Source organism: Dysgonomonas sp. 25 (assembly GCF_010501075.1).
Taxonomy (GTDB): Bacteria; Bacteroidota; Bacteroidia; order Bacteroidales; family Dysgonomonadaceae; genus Dysgonomonas.
In genome coordinates this window covers 171,206-192,712 of sequence record NZ_QVMN01000006.1, presented here as the reverse complement: position 1 = coordinate 192,712, position 21,507 = coordinate 171,206, and the positions used below count along the sequence as shown (strand labels likewise).

Here is a 21,507-nt window from a genome sequence, read left to right as displayed (position 1 = left end):
TTAAAATTCGAAATTAAGTCTATCAGTTCCCTTCCGGAAGAATGGTACACGAAGGGCAATCTGTCGGAGAGTTCAATATTGAGAATACAACCCTAAGAGGAGGCATCTATATTATCGAGAAAAAGGATAACCAAGGTAATGTAACCAAAACTAAAGTCAAGAAAAAATAATAGCCAATTTGAAAGAATTGCAAGCAAAAGAGGCTGTCAGTTAGACAGCCTCTTTCTATTATATATCGAGTGAATTTAGTCGATAAAATCAATCGTTTCCTCGCCCATCATCTGACGCAAGGTATTTTTCAGCTTCACATACTGGATAAACAAATCGTGTTCGGCAATATGCTCGGAATCGTGCATCGGGCTCTTGAAATAGAACGACAACCACGATTGTATGCCGCTCATTCCGGCACGTTGAGCTAAGTCGGTGAACAATACAAGGTCGAGGCACAAAGGCGCAGCCAAAATCGAATCGCGGCACAGAAAGTCCACTTTCAGCTGCATCGGATAGCCCAACCAACCGAACAGGTCAATGTTATCCCATCCTTCCTTGTTATCCTTGCGTGGCGGATAGTAATTGATACGCACTTTGTGATAGACATTGCCATATAATTCCGGATATAAATCCGGCTGGAGGATATTGTCGATAACTGAAAGCTTGGATTCTTCTTTTGTTTTGAACGAACCCGGATCATCCAAGACTTCCCCATCGCGATTGCCCAGAATATTGGTCGAAAACCAACCGCTAAGTCCCAACATACGCGTTTTGAGCATAGGCGAAAGAACTGTTTTCAACATGGTTTGCCCTGTTTTGAAATCTTTCCCGCAAATCGGCACTTGTTGCTTATCGGCAAATTCCCACATGGCAGGCATATCCACGGTAAGGTTCGGTGCACCATTGATATAAGGAACTCCTTCGGCAACAGATGCATAGGCATATATCATCGATGGGGCAATATCCGGATTATTTTCCTTCATTGCACTTTCAAGGGCTGCCTGTGTTTTATGTACTTTGCTCAATGGCGTAAAAACTTCGGTACTACCGCACCAAATCATCACTACACGATCGCAATTATTTTCTTTCTTGAATTGTTGTATGTCGTTGCGTACCTGCGCTACCAAATCCCATTTGGTAGGGGCTGATTTCACCCACGTTCCGTGGAGGCGTTTAACAAATTCCTGATCAAAGACCGCTTTCATCGGTTTAATCGCCGATAGTTCATCTTTTACCTTGTCTAAGTCTTCATTAGTCAAGACTTCGGCATGCTTGGCAGCCTGATAAACATCTTCTTCGAATAAATCCCAACCTCCGAATACGAGGTCGTTCATATCAGCCAAAGGCACTACATCTTTGATTTTCGGGAAGCGGTTCTCGTTTCTCTTTCCCAGACGGATAGTCGCTAATTGTGTTATGGAACCGACAGGAACGCCCATGCCTTTGCGAGCAATTAATGTTCCTGCAATAAAGGTAGAAGCTACTGCTCCTCCCACGCCAACAACCAAAACACCAAGTTTTCCGTTGGCTTCTTTCACTTCTTTTTTTGTCATTTTTGTTTCTTTTTAAATTACACCGCAACCCGCGGCTTACTTTAAACACTATATAATAAGACAAAACCAACCGAAAAACTCCTCCTGTTTTTTTCTCCCAACCCGGGCTTTTCCACCTCGCTCCGTTTGCAAGGCTTCCATTATCAGGAATCGCCGTCGATTACCTTTGTCGTATCAGCAAAATAGTTCCTTCAACTCCATGAAGTCTGTAATGACAATGTCTGCCGAAGCATCTTCACTGTCCTGCCCCCATCCCTGCCCTCGCAGCCAGATGGTTTGGCATCCTGCCTGCATAGCAGGTAGTATATCTTTATCGTAAGAGTCACCGATAACAACGACTTCCGATGGCAAAAAGCCCAATTCTTTTACACCCAATTCAAATATCTTCGGATCGGGTTTCCTTATGCCCACAACTGCCGATTCGACGATGGAATCGAAGCAATCGAGAATATCGAAATCTTTCAGCACGGCATGAATATTCCCATAGAAATTCGAAACCAACACCATCGGGTATTTCTTATGCAACCCGGCGAGTACAGGTATTTCCGCTGAAATCAACTCCCGGACAAAGGTATAACATCGCTGCGGAATAGCTGTTATATATTGTCCTTTATTTGTATCGGCTAAATATTCTTTTTCGATCAGGTGATCTATCTGAATAGCAACTTTCTTGGTCAATAAGACATGGAAATTATCTTCGGGCTGAATAACAGGATGAGTTGCCAGATAACGTTCGGCATAGACATAAGCCTCGCGAAACTGCTCTTTAGCGAGAGGTACTTTTTCCAGTTCATAAGCATCCCAAAGGACTTCCGACCAATGCTTACCATTGCTGTCAATCGTCCCTCCGTAGTCGAAGATAATGCCTTTAATTTGATCAACGTTGAGCATCCTCTATTTCAATTGCATTATAGGTAAAATACTTTCTTCCCGCGAAAACTCCTTATGTGGCATGCCCTTTATTGTTGTTGCATTTACATTTACATTTCTCGTATTCTGCAAATAGGTATGATCAGTTGGAGGATAATAAAATCCCTGCTTAGACAACTCTGTCCCACTATTCAAATCAACAATGCGATATATTTCAAGGACAGGATAGCGATAGCCTTTTACGTACCACTTATAGGTGGTATATTCTCTTATATAATCTACATAGCTAACTCCATTAAATATTTCCTCTTCTATTCTTTGCACATATTTTATTCGTAAAGCATTATTGTATGTCCCGGACGGTAAAACAATAGTACCATATCCATCTGCTTTCATTTCTTTATAGCCTTCTGTCTCTATCTTTTCAGTTCCTGAATAATAGCCATTTGTTTCATAGTCATATTTATATGTGTCATTATAATAGGTCGGATATTTATCTGAAATCATCCGAGGATTATATTGCAATTTTGTAACGGGATTTTCATGGCCAAGTGCATTTAACAAATTATTCTTAATTTGAAAATAATACATCGTATAGTATTCGGTACAAATAAACAAGCTGTTTGCTTCTGGCTCTGTTATATCGAATTTGTCATAACCCATTATATAAGTCGGAATGTAAGGATCATTATAATTTAATTGGGTCGGAGCCGCCGAATATTCTATTTTATAATCATTATTAGTTACCGTGAGGGAACTAAAATTCCATGTCACGTTTTCACCAGCATTTCCGGGATCAACATAATTCACTTGCTTCTTTCTCAATATATCACCAATTCTCGGAGCGTTATCCCGTTTATTTATCTGATATGGGTTTGTTTCGTCTACCTGAATAAGCCCTCCTTGTTTAACCAGAACTTTAAGAGACTTTGTTCCTGCCGATATAGTTATTTCTCCCGTACGATCAGCTGAAGTGGTATTTTCTCCGACATTCACTGCCAGTGTGCCATCCTCTATTCCATCTTCTCTATCCGGAATACACCATTCTGAATCAGAAGCTACAGTCCACTTCGTATTCGATTTGATAAGGACAGAAAGGTCTCCGGAATTTTCATAAAAATCAAAACGTTGCATTTTGTTCGAAGAAGTGTATTCAGGATATCCTGCCTCGCCGAAAGCCAATTGTATTTCTAACGCTTCTTGTGTTATTTTCAATTCTTCTGTCTTACTACCCGCTTTTACATAGATGACCGCTTCTCGCTCGGTATCGATATAGTTTTTCTCTACAATAACAGTTATTGTAGCATTTTCGTCTCCACTTTCTTCACTCAGCGTACACCAATCCGGAATATCCGTTATAATCCAAGATTCATTCGTTGCTATATCAAAAGTCAATCCTGCAGCTGTAGGCTCAGCAGCAAAAATAAGCTCTGCCTCCGAGAGAGATAGAGTAACATTTTTAGCGCTTTGCTTTATCAGGATTTCTTTATATTTATCCGTTGCGGTGATTTTTATCGTTGCCGAGCGCTCTTCTTCTTTTGGGTTGACTTCCGCAATCAAACGGATTCGCAAGTCTCCCTCTCCTTCTGTAACATCGATCTCTATCCATGCAGGAATCTGCGTAATAATCCATGAATCATTCGATGATATATCAAAAAAAGCGTTCCCTCCTCCGGAAGAAAAAAGCAATTCATTTTTGGAAACCTCCAACGTAATTTCTTTTGGTTTTGCATTATCATCAGAACAAGATGAGAAAAAAAGAAGCAGAACCGGAATCAAGGCTAATAGGTTTTTCATAATAGAGAAATGTTAATTAAGTCTGTTAAGATATAAAACTATATTTAATATTTTTATCAATACACTCGGCAATTTTGGGTGCTGCAGCGTCGCGACAAGGAGCGAAGCTCGGCCAATCGTTGAAGTCGATAATCTTAAAATTGCCCTTTTCATCCACGATGCAGTCGCCACCATATATTTTCACGTTGAGGATCTCCCCTGCCCTGTCGCAGGTCTTTTTCAATTCCTCAACCGAGAATTTAAATTCCTGTGCCGCTCCGTTTATTTCCTCCAAGCCGAATTTGCTATGGCTCAGGTCGAACGGGTAGAACCAATAGAAGAAATCGGTATCGGCTACTCCGTAAAATTTCACTAAATCGCCGATCAAATGCTCGTTTACAACAGCATTAGGGATGTCGCGCAAGGCAAATTCCCGCACTATATCTTTCACCTCTTCCATGTTGCGGGCATAGGTCACATCCTCGCGATGGATGGCATGTGAATCTCCCCGCTTCACCCAAAAGGCTTTGGCATGCATCTTCTGCAATTCTGCCGTAGGATCTTCCGTTGTATTTACAAAAATGCTATTAGGATGCGGGATATGGTTATCGAGCAGTAGATGCGTCATCTTCGTCCGGCTGCAGTTTTCGATGCCATAAGCCGAATTAACGACAATCGAGCCATTATCTTCCAATCGTTGTAAACGGCTTATCGACTGTTTATCGCGCACCATATTGAAGATATAACGCCCTTCGATATTGTCTTCCAAAAATTCATTTTCGGCATATTCTTCTACTTCATAACCCATTTTTCGCAGATTATCCGCTGTCAGGCTGAATATCAGCCCATCGTTACCAACATGGTTGGGGGAATATTTTGTCTGGCGTTTAATGCCGATTATTTTATCGATTGGTTTATTCATCTGTTTGTGTCATTTTAGGGTAGTATTCAAAAACTCCTCCGCTACAACAATATCCGCAGCATGGTCTACATCGATAATTTTCCCGAAAGGATAAGCTTTCAGCCTCAGCCCGTCGGCTATCAACTGCCGTTGGAAATTGCGCATCCGCGATTGTTCGCTATGGATACACGCTTCCAACGTATCGAGTGCCTTAGGCGTCAATCCGTAGATTCCGCCCGAGATGTAAGGACAATTATACGCCTTATCCAAAAATCCGGTGATGTTCATTTCACCATCTGTTTCGACATATAAGGGCTTTTCATCGTCGATATAGCTCGTTACAGCCATCAAACCATCTATTTGGTCGCTACCGGAAAAAGCATCGATATAGGCCTTGAAATCGGCTTCTTCGAAGATGGTATCGACTGTAGTCAGGCAAAACTTTCCCGCACGGAAGAAATCACGCAATTCGAAGAAGCTGTGCATCGAACTGGGAGTGGATTTTACAACAAGATTCAGCGGAACAGGCAGGCGGAGGGTTTTTACATACTCCTGCACCTGTTGCATTTCTTCGTTAACAATAATACTGATTGATTGTGCATCATTCACCAGGAAAATATCGATTAAGCGCCCGAGCATTTCTTTCCCATGGAGTTTAACCAATGGTTTGGGTAATGAAATACCCTCCTGCACGAGGCGCGAACCTTCTCCCGCTGCTATGATGCCATAATTCATGCTTCTTCGTCCTTAGTCAGGTCAAGCACTTCGTTGTCGCCTCCTCGTTCTACATAGAGTTTGCGCAACGGGTTGGCATGTGCTTTATCATATTCTGCGCGATTCTGAAAGGCGTCTATCGCCATATAAATGGCTTGCCGGAACGATTCTTCCGAGGCTTGATTCTTACCTGCAATGTCGTATGCCGTTCCGTGTGCCGGAGAGGTGCGGACAATCGGCAATCCTGCCGTAAAGTTTACCCCTTCTTCCATGGCTAACGTTTTGAATGGTGCCAAGCCTTGATCGTGGTACATGGCCAATACTCCGTCGAAATGTTTGAACTCGCCCGAACCGAAGAATCCATCGGCTGCATAAGGGCCGAAAGCCAGTATTTTGTACTCATCCTGCAATGCTTTTATAGCAGGGATGATAATATCTTTTTCTTCATTGCCCAAAAGACCGTTTTCGCCGGCATGCGGGTTCAATGATAAAATGGCAATGCGTGGGCGTCCTGTTTTGAAGTCGCGTTGCAAGCTATTAGAAAAACGCACCGCTGCATCTATTATCTTTTCTTTCGTCAGTGTCTTGGGAACGTCAGCTAATGCCACATGCCCTGTAACCAATGCTACGCGGATAACATCATTCGCCAGAATCATCAGGCTTTTATCTTTCCCCTCGCCGAAACGCTCTTCCAGATATTCGGTATGGCCGGGAAAGTGGAAATCGTCGCGCTGAATGGTATGTTTGTTGATAGGCGCTGTTACCAATACATCGATCAAACCAGCCTTCAGATCGGCCACGGCCATTTCGAGTGATTGGTAGGCAGCCTCGCCTGCAACGGGAGTAGCCTCGCCTATATCTACCTTCAATTCGTCCGAAGTAATATTGACAATATTGATTTTATTGGCAGCTGCATCTTTCGCATTTTGTATTTGATTAAAATTCACATGAGGCAAATCCAATACTTTGCGGTGATAGGCAGCCACTTTGGCCGAACCATAAATAACGGGTGTGCAAACTTCCACCATGCGTGTATCGCCAAACGTTTTCAGGATAACTTCGTACCCTATTCCGTTGATGTCTCCGTGTGTAATTCCTACTTTTATCATAATTTCTTATTTTTCTCAATTGATTCTTTTATTTTTTCATATCGGGAATCTTCCTTTGCATACTCAATTGATCCCATATCTTCTCTCTTTATTTTATTCCATCTCATTTCTTCACAATATATCCAAGCCTCATCATCAGAAATATAGGAAAAATGAGCTTTTTTGCGGTTCCCTTGTTTATCAATATAAATTGTCGCAGAATCAAATTGGATCTCTGTATCATTGGAAGGACAACTCGAACTCTTGCAATCGCTTTTTATCGTATCCCAGTCAATATCTTTATTTATCAAATAATGATAGTAATATGATAAAATACCTGCAGACATAGAATCCGGATGGCGAGCAAGTGACATCTCCCCTTCCCCATATTTTTCATCTATTCTCTTGTGGAAGTAGTTAGATAGCCTAGATCTTCTCCATAATCCCCAATTATTACGTATCCACATTCCTAATCCACGATGAGACAGTCCAAGAAAAGAAGACCTATTCATTTCCGCTATCTCAGTTTTTACACTATCAGACAGTATAATGTCTAATTGACGAACACAATCGTCTAAATCAACAGGAATATACACGCCATCTATAGAATCAAGTTTACTATAATCTATTTCTTCTTGAGCATAAGAAAAAATAAAACATCCAAATGATAGAATAAATAATAATAACCTTGTCATTTCTTACTCTTTTCTGTCGACAACATACCGCAAGCGGCGGCTATATCTTCGCCCCGTGACGACCGTATGGTACACAAGAAACCTTTTTTGTTCAGGTAATCCCTGAATGCTTCCATTTTCTCGCGTGTCGAAGTTTTCAAATCAACATTCGGGATAGCATGGAAACGTATCAGGTTTATACGGCAATCCATCCCGCGAAGCAGTTGGGCTAATTTGACCGAATACTCGCTGGAATCGTTGAAATTGTCGAACATAATATATTCGAATGACAAGCGGCGTTGTCCGCGCCAGTCATATTGTTTCAGCAAGTCAATCACTTCCTGCATCGGGTATTTTTTCTCTACAGGCATAATGGATTGGCGCTGTTCGGCAAACGGACTATGAAGACTAATCGCCAGATGCGCCGAAGTCTCGTCCAGAAAGCGTTTCAGGACAGGAGTAATACCCGTCGTAGACAGGGTTATCCGTTTGGGGCTCCACGCCAGACCGTAATCGGCTGTGAGAATATCAATCGTTTTTTTCACCTCATCGTAATTATCCAACGGTTCACCCATCCCCATAAAGACGATATTGGTCAGTTCTTCGGCTGCTTTGACCGAATAAATCTGGTTCAGGATTTCATTCGCCGTCAGGTTTCCACCGAAACCCTGTTTGCCGGTCATGCAAAACAAACAGTTGAATTTACAGCCGACCTGCGAAGAAACACACAATGTTTTGCGCTCCTCGTCGGGAATCATCACCGATTCTATCAGCTTGCCGTTGTGCACCTCGAACAGGTATTTGACCGTACCATCTTTCGATTGCTGAAACTCGGAAGGCTTAGTCCGCCCTACATCAAACTTTTCGGACAGAAGTTCTCGGTTAGCAACCGAAATATTGGTCATTTCATCGACGGAAGTTACCCGTTTCTTATAAATCCAGTCAGCTATCTGCTTGGCTGCAAATTTAGGTAAACGACACTCATCGGCAACAACCCGAAGTTCGTCCAATGTCATTCCCAATAAGTATCGTTTTTTTGTCATGTTTTAGCTATTAGCCGATAGCTATTAGCTATTAGCCTAACTAACGGCTATAAGCTAACAGCTAACAGCTTATTATTATATTCTTTTCTTAATTTCTTCTGTCTCTTTTTCGAAGCCCGGTTTACCAAGCAGTGCGAACATATTTTTCTTATATGCTTCTACTCCCGGCTGGTCGAACGGATTTACCCCGAGGATATAACCGCTGATACCACAAGCTTTTTCGAAGAAGTACAACAATTGACCGATATAGTAAGCATTCAACTCCGGCAACGAGATTTTGATATTCGGAACACCACCATCTACGTGAGCCAACTGCGTACCGAGTTCTGCCATTTTATTCACGAAGTCTACTTGCTTACCTGCTAAGAAGTTCAATCCGTCAAGATTTTCCCCATCCGTAGGAACTTGCAACGATTTGTTCGGCTTTTCGATAGATAATACCGTTTCGAAAATGGTACGTTCGCCTTCCTGAATCCATTGTCCCATCGAGTGCAAGTCTGCTGTAAAGTCAACTGAAGCATTGAAGATACCTTTATGCTCTTTTCCTTCACTTTCGCCATAAAGCTGTTTCCACCATTCGGCGATATAGTGCAATTTAGGATGGTAATTGGCAAGGATTTCGATTTTCTTGCCTTTCTTATACAGTTCGTTGCGGACAACGGCATATTGTTCAGCTAAGTTTTGCTCGAACGGAACTTCAGGAGTGGTATGTTTCTCCATATCAGCAGCTCCTGCAACTAATTGTTGAATATCGATGCCTGCAATAGCAATCGGCAGCAAACCTACCGGCGTAAGTACGGAAAAGCGTCCTCCTACATTGTCAGGAATAACGTATTTTTTATATCCTTCGTTTGTTGCCAAAGTGAACAAGGCTCCACGGGCCGCATCGGTAATAGCTACGATACGCGATTTCGCTTCTTCTTTTCCGACAGCTTTCTCCAAAGCACCTTTCAGGATACGGAACGAAAGAGCAGGCTCGGTAGTTGTTCCCGATTTAGATATATTGATGATTCCGAAAGATTTACCATTGAGGTATTCGAGCAATTCAACCAGATAGTCTTCGCCAATGTTATTTCCGGCATAAACGATTACCGGATTTTTGCGGTCTTTCTGCAACCAGTCGAAATAGTTAGATAATGAATCTATCACAGCCTTCGAACCAAGATAGCTACCTCCGATACCAACCAAAACAACCACTTCGCATTTAGCACGTAAAGTGTCGGCTGTCTGCTGAATGTCTTTCAACTGTTCTGCAGTGATAGAAGACGGAAGGTTCAACCATCCAAGGAAATCGTTTCCTTTTCCTGTCCCGTTGTGCAATGTTTCGTTACATTTCTTTGCCAATGCTGCCTGAGCATTGATGTCATTCTGACTGATAAAACCGAGTGTTTTACTTACATCCAATTTAATCGCTTTATTCATACCTAAGTTAATTTTTATATTTTTAGTTAATTATCTGTTTATTTTTTTATCACACTGAGAACCACAGAGAAGACACTGAGGTTCACTGAGTTTTACATTATATATTTCTTTAATCCATTTTTTAGCAACGTTACATTGAAATTTATTAGTAAACCAATTTCTTTTTCCGCGAATTTCATATACGTCAAAATCTGTGCTTCATGAACCGGATTCAATATTTCTACTGATTTTAATTCAATAACAATTTTATTTTCCACCAAAATATCTATTCGGTACCCACAGTCCAATTTTATATCTTTATACACAACTGGTGTCGCTTTTTGGCGCTCAATATTCAATCCTTCTTTTATCAGCTCAAATGACAAGCATTCTTCATAAGCAGATTCTAAAAGTCCCGGCCCTAATAAACGATGCACCTCAATGGCACACCCTATTATTTTACCTGTTAATTCCGAATATTTATAATTCTCGTTTATCATATTTTTTCTCAGTGACTCCTCAGTGTAACTCAGTGTAACCCTAACCCAATTTACCGGAGAACACGCTCTCTTAGCAATTTTATTTCCTGGCGGGCGGGTACTCCTTCGTAAAGGATATTGTAAACCGCATCGATGATAGGGATATAAACATTGTATTCTTCGTTCATCTCTACAATGCACTTCACACCGAAATATCCCTCAGCAATCATTTCCATTTCTATCTGAGCCGCTTTGACTGAATAACCACGTCCAATCATCGAACCGAACGTCCGGTTACGGCTGAAATTGGAATAAGCCGTTCCTAACAGGTCGCCCATATAAGCCGAAGCGGTGATACTCCGTTCCGTAGGCGAAACTTTGTCTACAAAGCGACGCATTTCGTCGAGCCCATTGGAAACCATAACCGCCAGAAAGTTATCGCCATACTTCAACCCGTGGCATATTCCCACGGCTATAGCATAGACGTTCTTCAATACGGCAGCCAGTTCGATGCCTACTACATCGGTCGACGTAGAAGCTTTGACAAAGCGATTGGTAAATACCTTCGCCAAGGTCGCAGCCTTTTCGGGATCGGTGCAGGCAATAGTGGGATAAGTCAACCGCGCCAGCGCAATTTCTTCGGCATGGCAAGGACCTCCGACCACAGCTACATTGTCCGGCGCAACACCATAGTGCTGGATGAGGTAATCTGTTACAATCAGATTCTCCGGAGGGATAATCCCTTTCACCGCAGAGATAATAAATTTATCATGCAGGCTTTCCGTCATCTTCTCCAGATGGCTTTTCAGAAAAGGCGAAGGAACTGCCAGCACAAGTGTGTCCGAGTTCCTTACCGCTTCGTTGATATCCGAATAGAATGTAATCCGGTCTGTATTAAATTCGATAGTCGAAAGGTAGGATGGGTTATACCCTGTCGCCCTGAATTCTTCAATCTGTTCAGGACGGCGCATATACCAATTAATATGCTTTTCGTGCGCCAACATGATTTTGGCTAAAGCGGTAGCCCACGTACCTCCTCCAAAAATCGCTATTCGTCCGGGAAAATCCATAGATTTACAATTAGTTTTTACTCTATTATAAACGGTTCCGCGCTTAATTTAGTTTAGTCAGCCATCCGGCGATATCATCGACAGAAGGTAGTGCTAAGTCTAACTTATATTTTTTATTCACTTCGCCGATATCCTGTCTGATTTTCTGCGCATTATTGGTTTCCTTCAAGTCTTCCACTGTCAGGTAGCCTGCTTTCTGTATCACAGGGACTAAATCTTCGGCTATACCCAGTTCGGTATATTTTGCTACGGCATCTTTCTTGGCAACTTTTTCAGGGCGCATCTGCGGGAAGAACATTACTTCCTGAATACTTTCCTGTCCTGTCATAAACATCACCAGACGATCCATACCGATGCCGATACCACTTGTAGGAGGCATACCGTATTCCAGCGCCCGGAGGAAATCCTGATCGATAAACATCGCCTCATCATCTCCTTTTTCGGATAATTTCAATTGCTCTTCGAAACGGTAACGCTGATCGAGAGGATCATTCAGCTCCGAATAAGCATTTGCCAGTTCTTTTCCGTTCACCATCAGCTCGAAACGTTCTGTCAGTTCAGGATTTGAACGGTGGCGTTTTGTCAATGGCGACATTTCGATTGGATAATCGATGATGAAAGTCGGCTGAATATAGTTGCCTTCGCATTTTTCGCCGAATATTTCGTCAATGAGCTTTCCTTTACCCATTGTTTCGTCCTGTTCTATACCAAGTTGTTTGCAGACATCGCGCAATTGAGCTTCGTCCATGCCGTCGATATCGAAACCTGTAAACTGTTTGATAGAATCAATCATCGTCACGCGCGGATAAGGTGCTTTATAGTCGATTTCTTTATCGCCCATCATTACTTTGGTTGTTCCGTGCACATCCATACAGATTTTCTCGAGCATGCGCTCTGTAAAGTCCATCATCCAGTTATAATCTTTATAAGCTGCATAGAACTCCATCACCGTGAATTCGGGGTTGTGCGTGCGATCCATTCCTTCGTTGCGGAAGTTACGCGAAAATTCATATACCCCATCGAATCCGCCGACAATAAGGCGTTTCAGGTAAAGTTCATTCGCAATACGCAGGTATAATGGGATATCGAGTGCATTGTGGTGCGTGATAAACGGACGGGCTGTCGCTCCTCCGGGGATGCTTTGCAAAACAGGCGTATCAACTTCGATATAGCCATAGCTATTCAGATATTCGCGCATGGAATTGAAGACTTTTGTCCGTTTCACGAAAGTATCTTTTACATTTTCGTTCACAACTAAGTCGACATAGCGCTGGCGATAGCGTTGCTCAGGGTCGGTGAAGCCGTCATATGTTACGCCGTCTTTTACTTTTACCACAGGAAGCGGACGAAGCGACTTGGACAACACGGTGAGCGATTCGGCATGTACCGAGATTTCGCCCATCTGTGTGCGGAATACATATCCTTTGATGCCGACAAAATCTCCTATATCGAGTAACTTCTTGAATACGGTGTTGTAAAGTTCCTTATCTTCTCCCGGAGAAAGATCGTCGCGCGAGATATAGACCTGAACACGCCCTTCGGCATCCTGCAATTCCATAAACGAGGCCTTACCCATAATGCGGCGGCTCATGATACGTCCGGCAATAGATACTTCGCGGCGCGGCGCATCGTCTTGGAATGACGACTTTATTTCTTCGGAATAAGCATTGACTTCGTACTCGGCAGCAGGATATGGCTCGATACCCATTGCCCTCATTTCATCGAGACTTTTGCGGCGAACTATTTCCTGTTCGCTTAGTTCCAGTATATTCATATTTCAAATTATTATTTCCTCAGTATTTAAGTAACCTGCAAATTTAAGAAATATAATTGTAAATAGGGCTTTTACCCAGGAGAAATGCAGTTTACGGGAAATCAGGCTTAATTGTTACTCCTGCCCGAGAGAATCTTTAAGCACTAACAGACTTTCGTTTCCCATATTGAAAAGCAGGTCGATAATGCTCATGTTAGGGATAAAGCCAAATCGTTGTGCAAATACCTGATAATATTTTCGTGGAGAGAAAAGGGAATCCGATTGTGCCCAGTCTTTTTTGGGATGGATGGAATTGCGCAAGTCCAACTCATTCACAACAAAATCGGTTTTATAGTCACCGGTGTAGCGAATCATGGCGTCGTCCAATCCTGCCAGCCGGCAGATAAGTTGTCGCAATTCTTCGTTGAAATCGAACAGAAACGAATATTTCTGGTGATAGAAAGGGGCAAAATCGTCCTGATAGTATTCGAAGAAAGGAGTGGAATTATAAGCCGAAACGATGGCATTCCAGTGCATGTGCTGCCAGTTGCCATGACTGGCAATGCGAATATCTCTTATCGGAATTTTTGCTCCCGAAGCATGTTCCACGGGTATGGACAAGGGAATTACACCGTTCGCCGAAACAATGTTACAGCGGTTGCGGTAGCTTTGCTTTACATAATTCTCCTTTGCCTCGATATAAATCGATGCATCGTCTTCTACGAACTTGGTATAATATTGTACAGGAGCGAGATAAGCCGTAGATAAGTAAATGTCCATTACTTATTCTTGTTGCCTTTCGTAAATATACGATTCCAACGTATCTTGCTCAAACCGCTCTTGTCACTGTCGAGCGACAGCCAGATAAACATCGGCGAACCGACGATATGGTCTTCGGGAACAAATCCCCACAGACGCGAATCGGCCGACCTGTCGCGATTGTCACCCATCATAAAGTAGTAATCGTATTTGAATGTATACGAATCGGCTTGCTGGCCGTTGATATATACTTTTCCGTCTTTATATTCGAAATCGTTGTGTTCGTAATTCTTGATACAGCGTTCGTAAACGGCTACTTTGTAAGCTATGTTCTCGTCAAATACGAGCGTTTCTCCCTTTTTGGGTATCCATGTAGCAGGGAAATCACCCATAGAAACAGATTTATAATATGTTACAGGATAAACCGTTTGAGTAAATTCGACATAAGAAATAGGATCTTTCTCACGCAACACATTGATGTATTTGTTCCATGGTGTCACACTCAACACAAATGGTTTTTGCAGCATTTTGTCAACCATTTCTTTGGTCATATTAACACGCTGATAGAGAAGAGTTTCTTTGTCAGATGATTTCAATCCCAACTCTTTCAGGAACATGCTGTCGCTGTTGGCTTGTAAAAGCTGAGGAGGATAGATAACATTCTGGTCTTCCATACTCATACCCAAATCCTCAAAAACTTTCGTCGAAATCTGCGTTCCATCCGTCTGAATAACATAAAACAGTTGCATCATTTCGGGATTTTCGAGCTTCGCGCCATTGATGAAAGTAGTGTCTTCGCGGATTTCGATAATATCGCCCGGAAGCCCTACACAACGTTTCACATAATTCTCGCGACGGTCTACCGGACGGTAGATAATGTCGCCATATTCTGCTTTATTGGTATTCACGGCGTGCCAGCCATCTTGTGCACACAAGCGGTAATAGTCGTCCGATTGGTGTTTGGTGGCTACCGTATCGCCCGACGGATAGTTGAATACAACAATATCGTAGCGTTCGATGGAACGGAATCCGGCAAAGCGTTTATATTCTAATTGTGGTTTCTCTAAATACGATTTAGTCCCGATTATAGGGGCTGTATGCTGCATCAGCGGGAAAGACAACGGCGTCATCGGCGCACGCGCACCGTAAACCATTTTATTCACGCACAGAAAATCGCCGACAAGCAATGATTTCTCGAGTGAAGATGACGGAATCTGATAATTCTGGAAAAAGAAAGTAGTGATAAAGTAAACGCCTATCAAAGCAAATACGATGGCATCTACCCAATCGAGTATTTTGCGGGTAGTAGGATTCTTCGATTCCTTCCAAGCCCCCCAAGGTATAAACTTGGTAATATAAATATCTATAAAAACCGGCAACAGAATCAGCACAGCCCAGTAGCCTGTCCAGATGACAAAAGCAATAGTAGCCACACAAGCCACAATACACCAAATCCACTGACGGATACCCGGCTTCGGACGTTCTGCCCGACTCTTATTTTGTTTATCGCGAATTTCTTTTCCCATTATCTATCGATTAAAAATTGAGCATATCGTTCATTCCTAAAAAGCCTTTTCTACCCTTCGTAAACTCGGCTGCTAATACAGCACCCAAAGCAAACCCTTTGCGATTTTTCGCATCGTGCTTGATACTGATAATATCTGCTTCGGACTCATAAGTCACTTCATGTATTCCGGGAACTTCGCCTTCGCGAACGGCATGAATAGCTATATCGGCCGGTTTCATTTCCGTTTCGAGGTGCCAGTCGGTTTTGCGATCGAGATTTTCGATAATCCCTTCGGCCAGCGTAATCGCTGTCCCGCTCGGCGCATCCAGCTTGTGGATGTGGTGAACCTCCTCCATACGCACGTTATATCCGTCGAAGTTATTCATCAATTTCGCCAGATACTTATTCACCGCAAAAAAGATATTCACCCCGATACTATAATTTGATGCATAAAAGAAGGTCTTACCACCTTCGGCGCAGGCTTTTTTCACTTCGGGTAGATGTTCGAGCCAGCCAGTAGTACCAGCCACCACAGGAACATTGGCCGCGAAACATTTGCGGTAGTTATCGATGGCCGTATCGGGTGTAGAAAATTCGATGGCGACATCGGCACTTCTGAATTCGGGAGAATCGAACGCCGTAGCAGCATTATCTATATCAACTATCGAAACGATTTCGTGTCCTCTCTCAAGGGCGATGCGTTCAATCTCGTGCCCCATTCTTCCGTAACCAATCAGTGCTATTTTCATTTTTCTATGCTATATTATTATGCAAATCGTAAAAACATTTTTTGCAAAGTGTACAAATATACATAAAATCCTATTATAGACAGGTATTTTAGCATTAAGTATATAAAAAACCTCTGCCCACTATTATTTTTGAGGCAGAGGTTATATCCTTATCTATTCGATTGATTAATTATCCTTTACACAACGGACAAAATACCCTTCGCTTCGATATTCGCTCTTGTCCGTAATCGGCGCATCAGATATAAAAAAAGAATATGCCGAGTTACCCGAAGGACTACCAGACCACACATGCCCGTTACTTCCCACCACATGGATATACTTATCATTCCGATATCCTCCGGCTGCATAATAACCTGCACCTTGATTTGTAAAATTAAAGCCCTGATTCGCTGTCCAAGTACCGGTAGTTCCCAGAACCGACCAAGGAGATCTGCCACCCTTCCACGAAGGAACCCGCCATCCTTGCGGACAAGGATCGAACGGTGATTTTCTAGTTGCATTTCCCCATCGATTATCCCATTTACTATTATCACCCGAATACCAATCATGCGATGCTATACTGACATGCGATATCCAACTATTCGTCTGGATAGCAGATGTCAGGCTCGATTGTTCCGTCATACCGATAGAAGTTGTCGTAATAGCCGTCCATCTGCGCAAAGGGACCGAGCGGCCCCATTGATAATATGTACCATGTGCGTTACGAGTCACTCCTCCCTTAGAGCCGCCGCCCGGAGAGGATCCGGCAGTCAAACTTCCCGTGTATGTTACAGGGATATTATCAATAGCCCCCAAATAACGATCCATAAAAGTCCAGTTACTTGTACCATCATTCAATGTAACGGCAGGTGTTTCCGCCGGATTCCCGTCAGGAATCCAGATATGCCATTGCCAAAGAACAGGATCGGAGCTATTCCCATTATTGCCAATATGAACGCGTACTACTGCATTACCAAGCTTGGCCAAAGTCTGGACAACTAAAAATGCCTGACTACCGTCCCCTTCTATAGCAACACTTTTAAGAAGGCACGTCGATGTCTCGTCCAATGCTTCTTGCCATGCAATAGAAGCAGACAAAGTTCCTGTCGCCCCATTTATGCTCGATTTATTCAGAACTTTGCCATTAATTATTTCGATTGTCGTGGGGGTAGCGCCAGTACTGGAATAGGCATTCCAGATATCGAAAGCCCGTTTTATCGGAATTTTTATCCGGCTGTACGGAGTCATTATATACGAATTAGCACCGGAATATATATCTGTAGAGACATTAGAAGGTTGTGGCAAATCAACAGCTCTTCCGCCTAATTTTTGCCATTTTTCTCCTTCCCAGATATAAAGGCCTACTCCTTCCGAAAAGCAAGCATTGTTGTTATAGACCGTCAAACCAACATGATCCGCTTTATAACTCCCCTGCCTATCCGAAGCATTAGGTAATACGTTGTTCAAATCGCGTTCTACAGTAAGCTTCAACCGGGGCATGGCAATTCCACGGGTAGAGGTCCCATCCGGTTGTTCTTTTAAGTCAAGAAGCGTCCCTTCATTAGGACGTTCATCCGATCCGATTGTTACTTGTGCATGAGCACGACAAGGTAGGATACAAAGAATAGCACAACAGACAAATATCTGTATCAGTTTTTGCTTTTTCATATGTTAATGATTGTTATAGTTACCACCCTCTTCAAAGTATGTAAAGTTTCTTAAAAAAATTTGCTCCTGTTATTTTTATGCTACAAAGATAGAATATTCTTAAAAAGAATCAACTTTATCGGTATAAAAAGACCATTTTTGAGAAAAGTTTTAGTTTCTCGGAAGATTTTATTATGTCTAACCGCTTCAATTTCATTATCTTTGCATCCCTAAAAAGATAGTAATGATACAGTTAGAAGTATGTGCCAATTCCATTCAATCAGCCATCGAGGCTCAAAAAGGAGGTGCTTTGCGGGTGGAACTCTGTGATAATCTGGCAGATGGAGGAACCACACCTTCGCTGGCACAGATAGAAACAACCAGAAAAAGCATTGATATACAGCTATATACAATTATCCGCCCACGAGGAGGAGACTTTTTCTATTCTGCTATCGAGTTCGAAATAATGAAGCGGGATGCTCATCTTTGCGGACAAGCCGGTTGCGACGGAATCGTTATCGGCATACTCAATCCGGATGGCACAATAGATAAGAAAAGGAATAAAGAACTGATAGATATCGCCCGCCAATATAATATGGGCGTGACCTTTCACCGAGCATTCGACAGAACTGCCGATTTATCCGGTGCAATGGAGGATATCATAGCATTGGGATGTGAGCGGATTCTTACTTCGGGAGGGAAGAAAACAGCCTTGGAAGGGAAAGAAGTAATCAAGCAACTTATCGAAAAAGCGGCCGGACGGATTAGCATCATGCCGGGAGGAGGAATTACAGAAAATAACATTCAGGAGCTGGTTGAATATACAGGCCTGAAAGAATTTCACGGCTCATTTCAATCCCAATTCATCGGGAAAATGGAATACAAAACAACTCTCATCGGTAGCGAAAAAGAGGAATACAGCTACCTCCAGACAGACAGCAATCGTGTGAAACTGGCTCTACAGCGTGCTAACAATGCAAAATAATATGTATCTTTAGCTTCCGAATCAGAAAAATTAAGCTTTACTTTTTTTATCAATATATGAATTTTAATTACGACATCATTGTTATCGGAGCAGGACATGCTGGTTGCGAAGCCGCAGCAGCGGCCGCCAATATGGGTTCTAAAACCCTGTTGATAACAATGGACATGAACAAAATTGCCCAGATGAGTTGCAACCCCGCCGTCGGTGGAATTGCCAAAGGGCAGATTGTGCGCGAAATAGATGCATTAGGCGGACAGATGGGAATCGTGACCGACACAACAGCTATACAGTTCCGCATGCTCAACCGCTCGAAAGGTCCTGCCATGTGGAGCCCGAGAGCGCAGAGCGACCGTGCGCAATTTATTCTGAAATGGAGAGAAATTTTAGAAAATACGGATAATCTCAATATCTGGCAAGACTCGGTATCTTCCCTTGTCATCGAAAAAAATACGGTTTGCGGAGTCAACACCAATTTAGGCGTTACCTTCCGGGCAAAGGCGGTTATCCTCACTTCGGGAACATTTATGAACGGACTGATGCACATCGGCCGCGTTCAACTGGAAGGTGGGCGAATTGCTGAACCGGCCTCTACCGGAATAACCGAACAGCTTCGCGAATACGGATTTGTAACCGACCGCATGAAAACGGGAACGCCCGTGCGAATCGATGGAAGAAGTGTCGACTTCAGTTTGATGGACGAACAAAAAGGTGAAGATGATTTTCACAAGTTCTCTTATCTCGACTTCAAGCCCCGCACGCTGAAACAACTGAGTTGCTGGATAACCTATACGAACGAAGATGTACATAAAACGCTTCGTGACGATTTGGATGAATCGCCGCTATACAACGGACAGATTCAAAGTATCGGCCCTCGTTACTGCCCGAGTATCGAAACCAAAATTGTAACATTCGAAGATAAAACATCGCACCAATTATTTTTGGAGCCGGAAGGTGAAAATACACAGGAATATTACCTGAACGGATTTTCATCCTCTCTCCCACTCCACACACAAATCGAGGCATTGCAAAAAATTCCGGCATTCCGCAACCTGCACATTTACCGTCCGGGATATGCTATCGAATACGATTTCTTCGACCCCACACAATTAAAACATACGTTGGAAACGAAGCTAATCAAAAACCTGTTCTTTGCCGGACAAGTAAACGGCACTACCGGATACGAAGAGGCAGGCGGACAAGGATTGATGGCCGGCATTAACGCGCACATCAATGTGCATGGAGGAAACGAATTTGTCCTCAACCGCGACGAAGCATACATCGGTGTCCTTATAGACGACCTTGTCACTAAAGGTGTGGACGAACCATACCGTATGTTTACGTCCCGTGCGGAATATAGAATCCTGTTGCGTCAGGATGATGCCGATATGCGATTGACCGAGAAAGGGCATGATATAGGATTAGCGAAGAAAGAACGGTTCGACCTTTTGCAGGAGAAGAAAAAAGAAATCGAACGCATCATTGATTTCACCGCTAACTATTCCCTCAAACCAGAATATATAAATGACGGATTAAGCGAATTGGGAACAGCCCCACTCAAACAGGGACTCAAACTGAAAGACGTTATTACCCGTCCGCAAGTCACCATCAACAATATTGCCCCATATATCTCGGCGCTTCAATCGGAATTAGAAAAAATAACGAACCGAAAAGAGGAAATAATAGAAGCGGCTGAAATCCTGATTAAGTATGACGGCTACATAAAACGCGAAAAAACAATCGCCGATAAAATCAGCCGATTGGAAAATATCCGAATAAAAGGCAAATTCGATTACAACACCATTTCGGCACTCTCGACAGAGGCGAGACAGAAATTATCAAAAATCGATCCCGAAACAATTGCTCAGGCAAGCCGAATACCCGGAGTTTCGCCGAACGATATATCTATATTATTAGTGCTTTTAGGTAGGTGAAAACCTTTTGTTCCACGTGGAACAAAAGGTGAAATTCGATGAAAAGGTAAAATGTTCCACGTGGAACAAAGAACAAAATACGATAATGGAAAATAAAACAACAGAAGAAAAGATTTTAGAATTAAAGGATATAGTGCGCAATATCCCCGACTTCCCCATCCCGGGAATCCAATTCAAAGATGTAACACCTCTATTCAAAACGAAAGAATCTCTCAAAACTTTAACTGAAGTTTTAGTAGAGAAATATAAGAAGGAAGGTATTACCAAAGTCGTGGGAATAGAATCGCGCGGTTTTATCATGGGACCTATTATGGCATTGAAATTAGATGCCGGATTTATTCCTATCCGCAAACCCGGAAAACTTCCCGCCGAAACCATGGAGGAAGAATACGAAAAAGAATACGGAATAGATAAAATACAAATCCACAAGGATGCCTTATCCGAAAACGATGTCGTCCTGTTGCATGACGACTTGCTCGCTACAGGTGGTACAATGAGAGCGGCATATAATCTGGTCAAGAAAATGGGTGTCAAAAAAATATATATTAATTTTATAATCGAATTGGAAGCGTTGAAAGGACGGGAATTATTTCCCGAAGATGTAGACATAGAATCATTAATTAGATATCAGATTTAA

19 protein-coding genes are annotated in these 21,507 nt (G+C 42.7%); 3 read left to right on the top strand and 16 right to left on the bottom strand.

Going from position 1 to position 21,507, the window contains the following annotated elements; all coding sequences use genetic code 11:
• Positions 1–245 precede the first annotated feature (245 nt).
• The 16 genes from D0T66_RS11000 to D0T66_RS10925 form a co-directional block, all read right to left on the bottom strand.
• The gene (locus tag D0T66_RS11000; RefSeq protein WP_163357333.1) at positions 246–1,544 is read right to left on the bottom strand and encodes an inositol-3-phosphate synthase; all 1,299 of its coding nucleotides are present in this window, start codon (positions 1,542–1,544) and stop codon (positions 246–248) included.
• A 174-nt stretch (positions 1,545–1,718) separates the two neighbouring features.
• On the bottom strand, positions 1,719–2,435 hold the full coding sequence (locus D0T66_RS10995; RefSeq protein ID WP_163357332.1) for an HAD family hydrolase: 717 nt from the start codon (positions 2,433–2,435) through the stop codon (positions 1,719–1,721).
• Between the two features lie 3 nt (positions 2,436–2,438).
• Positions 2,439–4,211: a BACON domain-containing protein gene (locus D0T66_RS10990; protein WP_163357331.1), complete on the bottom strand. Its 1,773-nt coding sequence runs from the start codon at positions 4,209–4,211 to the stop codon at positions 2,439–2,441.
• Positions 4,212–4,236: 25 nt separating this feature from the next.
• Positions 4,237–5,112, bottom strand: a complete 876-nt coding sequence (locus D0T66_RS10985; RefSeq protein WP_163357330.1) for a hypothetical protein — start codon at positions 5,110–5,112, stop codon at positions 4,237–4,239.
• 9 nt (positions 5,113–5,121) lie between these two features.
• Entirely contained in the window at positions 5,122–5,826 is a 705-nt protein-coding gene (locus tag D0T66_RS10980; protein ID WP_163357329.1) for an NDP-sugar synthase, read from the bottom strand.
• Positions 5,823–6,914, bottom strand: coding sequence for a 4-hydroxythreonine-4-phosphate dehydrogenase PdxA (pdxA, locus tag D0T66_RS10975; protein WP_163357328.1), 1,092 nt, complete (start codon positions 6,912–6,914; stop codon positions 5,823–5,825). The genes D0T66_RS10980 and pdxA overlap by 4 nt, the downstream gene beginning before the upstream one ends.
• A complete protein-coding gene (locus tag D0T66_RS10970) occupies positions 6,911–7,588 on the bottom strand; it encodes a DUF6794 domain-containing protein (protein ID WP_163357327.1) in 678 nt (225 codons plus the stop codon). The genes pdxA and D0T66_RS10970 overlap by 4 nt, the downstream gene beginning before the upstream one ends.
• Entirely contained in the window at positions 7,585–8,610 is a 1,026-nt protein-coding gene (rlmN, locus tag D0T66_RS10965) for a 23S rRNA (adenine(2503)-C(2))-methyltransferase RlmN (RefSeq protein WP_163357326.1), read from the bottom strand. The genes D0T66_RS10970 and rlmN overlap by 4 nt, the downstream gene beginning before the upstream one ends.
• Before the next feature lie 75 nt (positions 8,611–8,685).
• Positions 8,686–10,032 (bottom strand): glucose-6-phosphate isomerase, encoded by a 1,347-nt coding sequence (locus D0T66_RS10960; RefSeq protein WP_163357325.1) that lies wholly within the window; start codon positions 10,030–10,032, stop codon positions 8,686–8,688.
• A 92-nt stretch (positions 10,033–10,124) separates the two neighbouring features.
• Positions 10,125–10,511 carry a GxxExxY protein gene (locus D0T66_RS10955; protein WP_163357324.1) on the bottom strand — a complete coding sequence of 129 codons (387 nt, stop codon included), beginning with the start codon at positions 10,509–10,511 and terminating at the stop codon, positions 10,125–10,127.
• 50 nt (positions 10,512–10,561) lie between these two features.
• The gene (locus tag D0T66_RS10950) at positions 10,562–11,560 is read right to left on the bottom strand and encodes an NAD(P)H-dependent glycerol-3-phosphate dehydrogenase (RefSeq protein ID WP_163357323.1); all 999 of its coding nucleotides are present in this window, start codon (positions 11,558–11,560) and stop codon (positions 10,562–10,564) included.
• A gap of 43 nt (positions 11,561–11,603) precedes the next feature.
• Positions 11,604–13,334, bottom strand: a complete 1,731-nt coding sequence (gene lysS / locus D0T66_RS10945) for a lysine--tRNA ligase (RefSeq protein WP_163357322.1) — start codon at positions 13,332–13,334, stop codon at positions 11,604–11,606.
• 114 nt (positions 13,335–13,448) lie between these two features.
• Complete coding sequence (locus D0T66_RS10940) at positions 13,449–14,093, bottom strand: WbqC family protein (RefSeq protein WP_163357321.1); 645 nt, start codon at positions 14,091–14,093, stop codon at positions 13,449–13,451.
• Complete coding sequence (gene lepB, locus D0T66_RS10935; RefSeq protein WP_163357320.1) at positions 14,093–15,598, bottom strand: signal peptidase I; 1,506 nt, start codon at positions 15,596–15,598, stop codon at positions 14,093–14,095. Before lepB ends, D0T66_RS10940 begins: the two co-directional genes overlap by 1 nt.
• A 10-nt stretch (positions 15,599–15,608) precedes the next feature.
• Positions 15,609–16,328: a 4-hydroxy-tetrahydrodipicolinate reductase gene (gene dapB / locus D0T66_RS10930; RefSeq protein WP_163357319.1), complete on the bottom strand. Its 720-nt coding sequence runs from the start codon at positions 16,326–16,328 to the stop codon at positions 15,609–15,611.
• Between the two features lie 165 nt (positions 16,329–16,493).
• On the bottom strand, positions 16,494–17,975 hold the full coding sequence (locus D0T66_RS10925) for a hypothetical protein (protein WP_163357318.1): 1,482 nt from the start codon (positions 17,973–17,975) through the stop codon (positions 16,494–16,496).
• Between the two features lie 223 nt (positions 17,976–18,198).
• Between D0T66_RS10925 and D0T66_RS10920 the strand changes: the two genes are divergently transcribed.
• The 3 genes from D0T66_RS10920 (at position 18,199) to D0T66_RS10910 (ending at position 21,507) form a co-directional block, all read left to right on the top strand.
• A complete protein-coding gene (locus D0T66_RS10920) occupies positions 18,199–18,939 on the top strand; it encodes a copper homeostasis protein CutC (RefSeq protein WP_163357317.1) in 741 nt (246 codons plus the stop codon).
• A gap of 56 nt (positions 18,940–18,995) precedes the next feature.
• Positions 18,996–20,870, top strand: coding sequence for a tRNA uridine-5-carboxymethylaminomethyl(34) synthesis enzyme MnmG (gene mnmG, locus D0T66_RS10915; RefSeq protein ID WP_163357316.1), 1,875 nt, complete (start codon positions 18,996–18,998; stop codon positions 20,868–20,870).
• Between the two features lie 85 nt (positions 20,871–20,955).
• Positions 20,956–21,507, top strand: coding sequence for an adenine phosphoribosyltransferase (locus tag D0T66_RS10910; protein ID WP_163357315.1), 552 nt, complete (start codon positions 20,956–20,958; stop codon positions 21,505–21,507).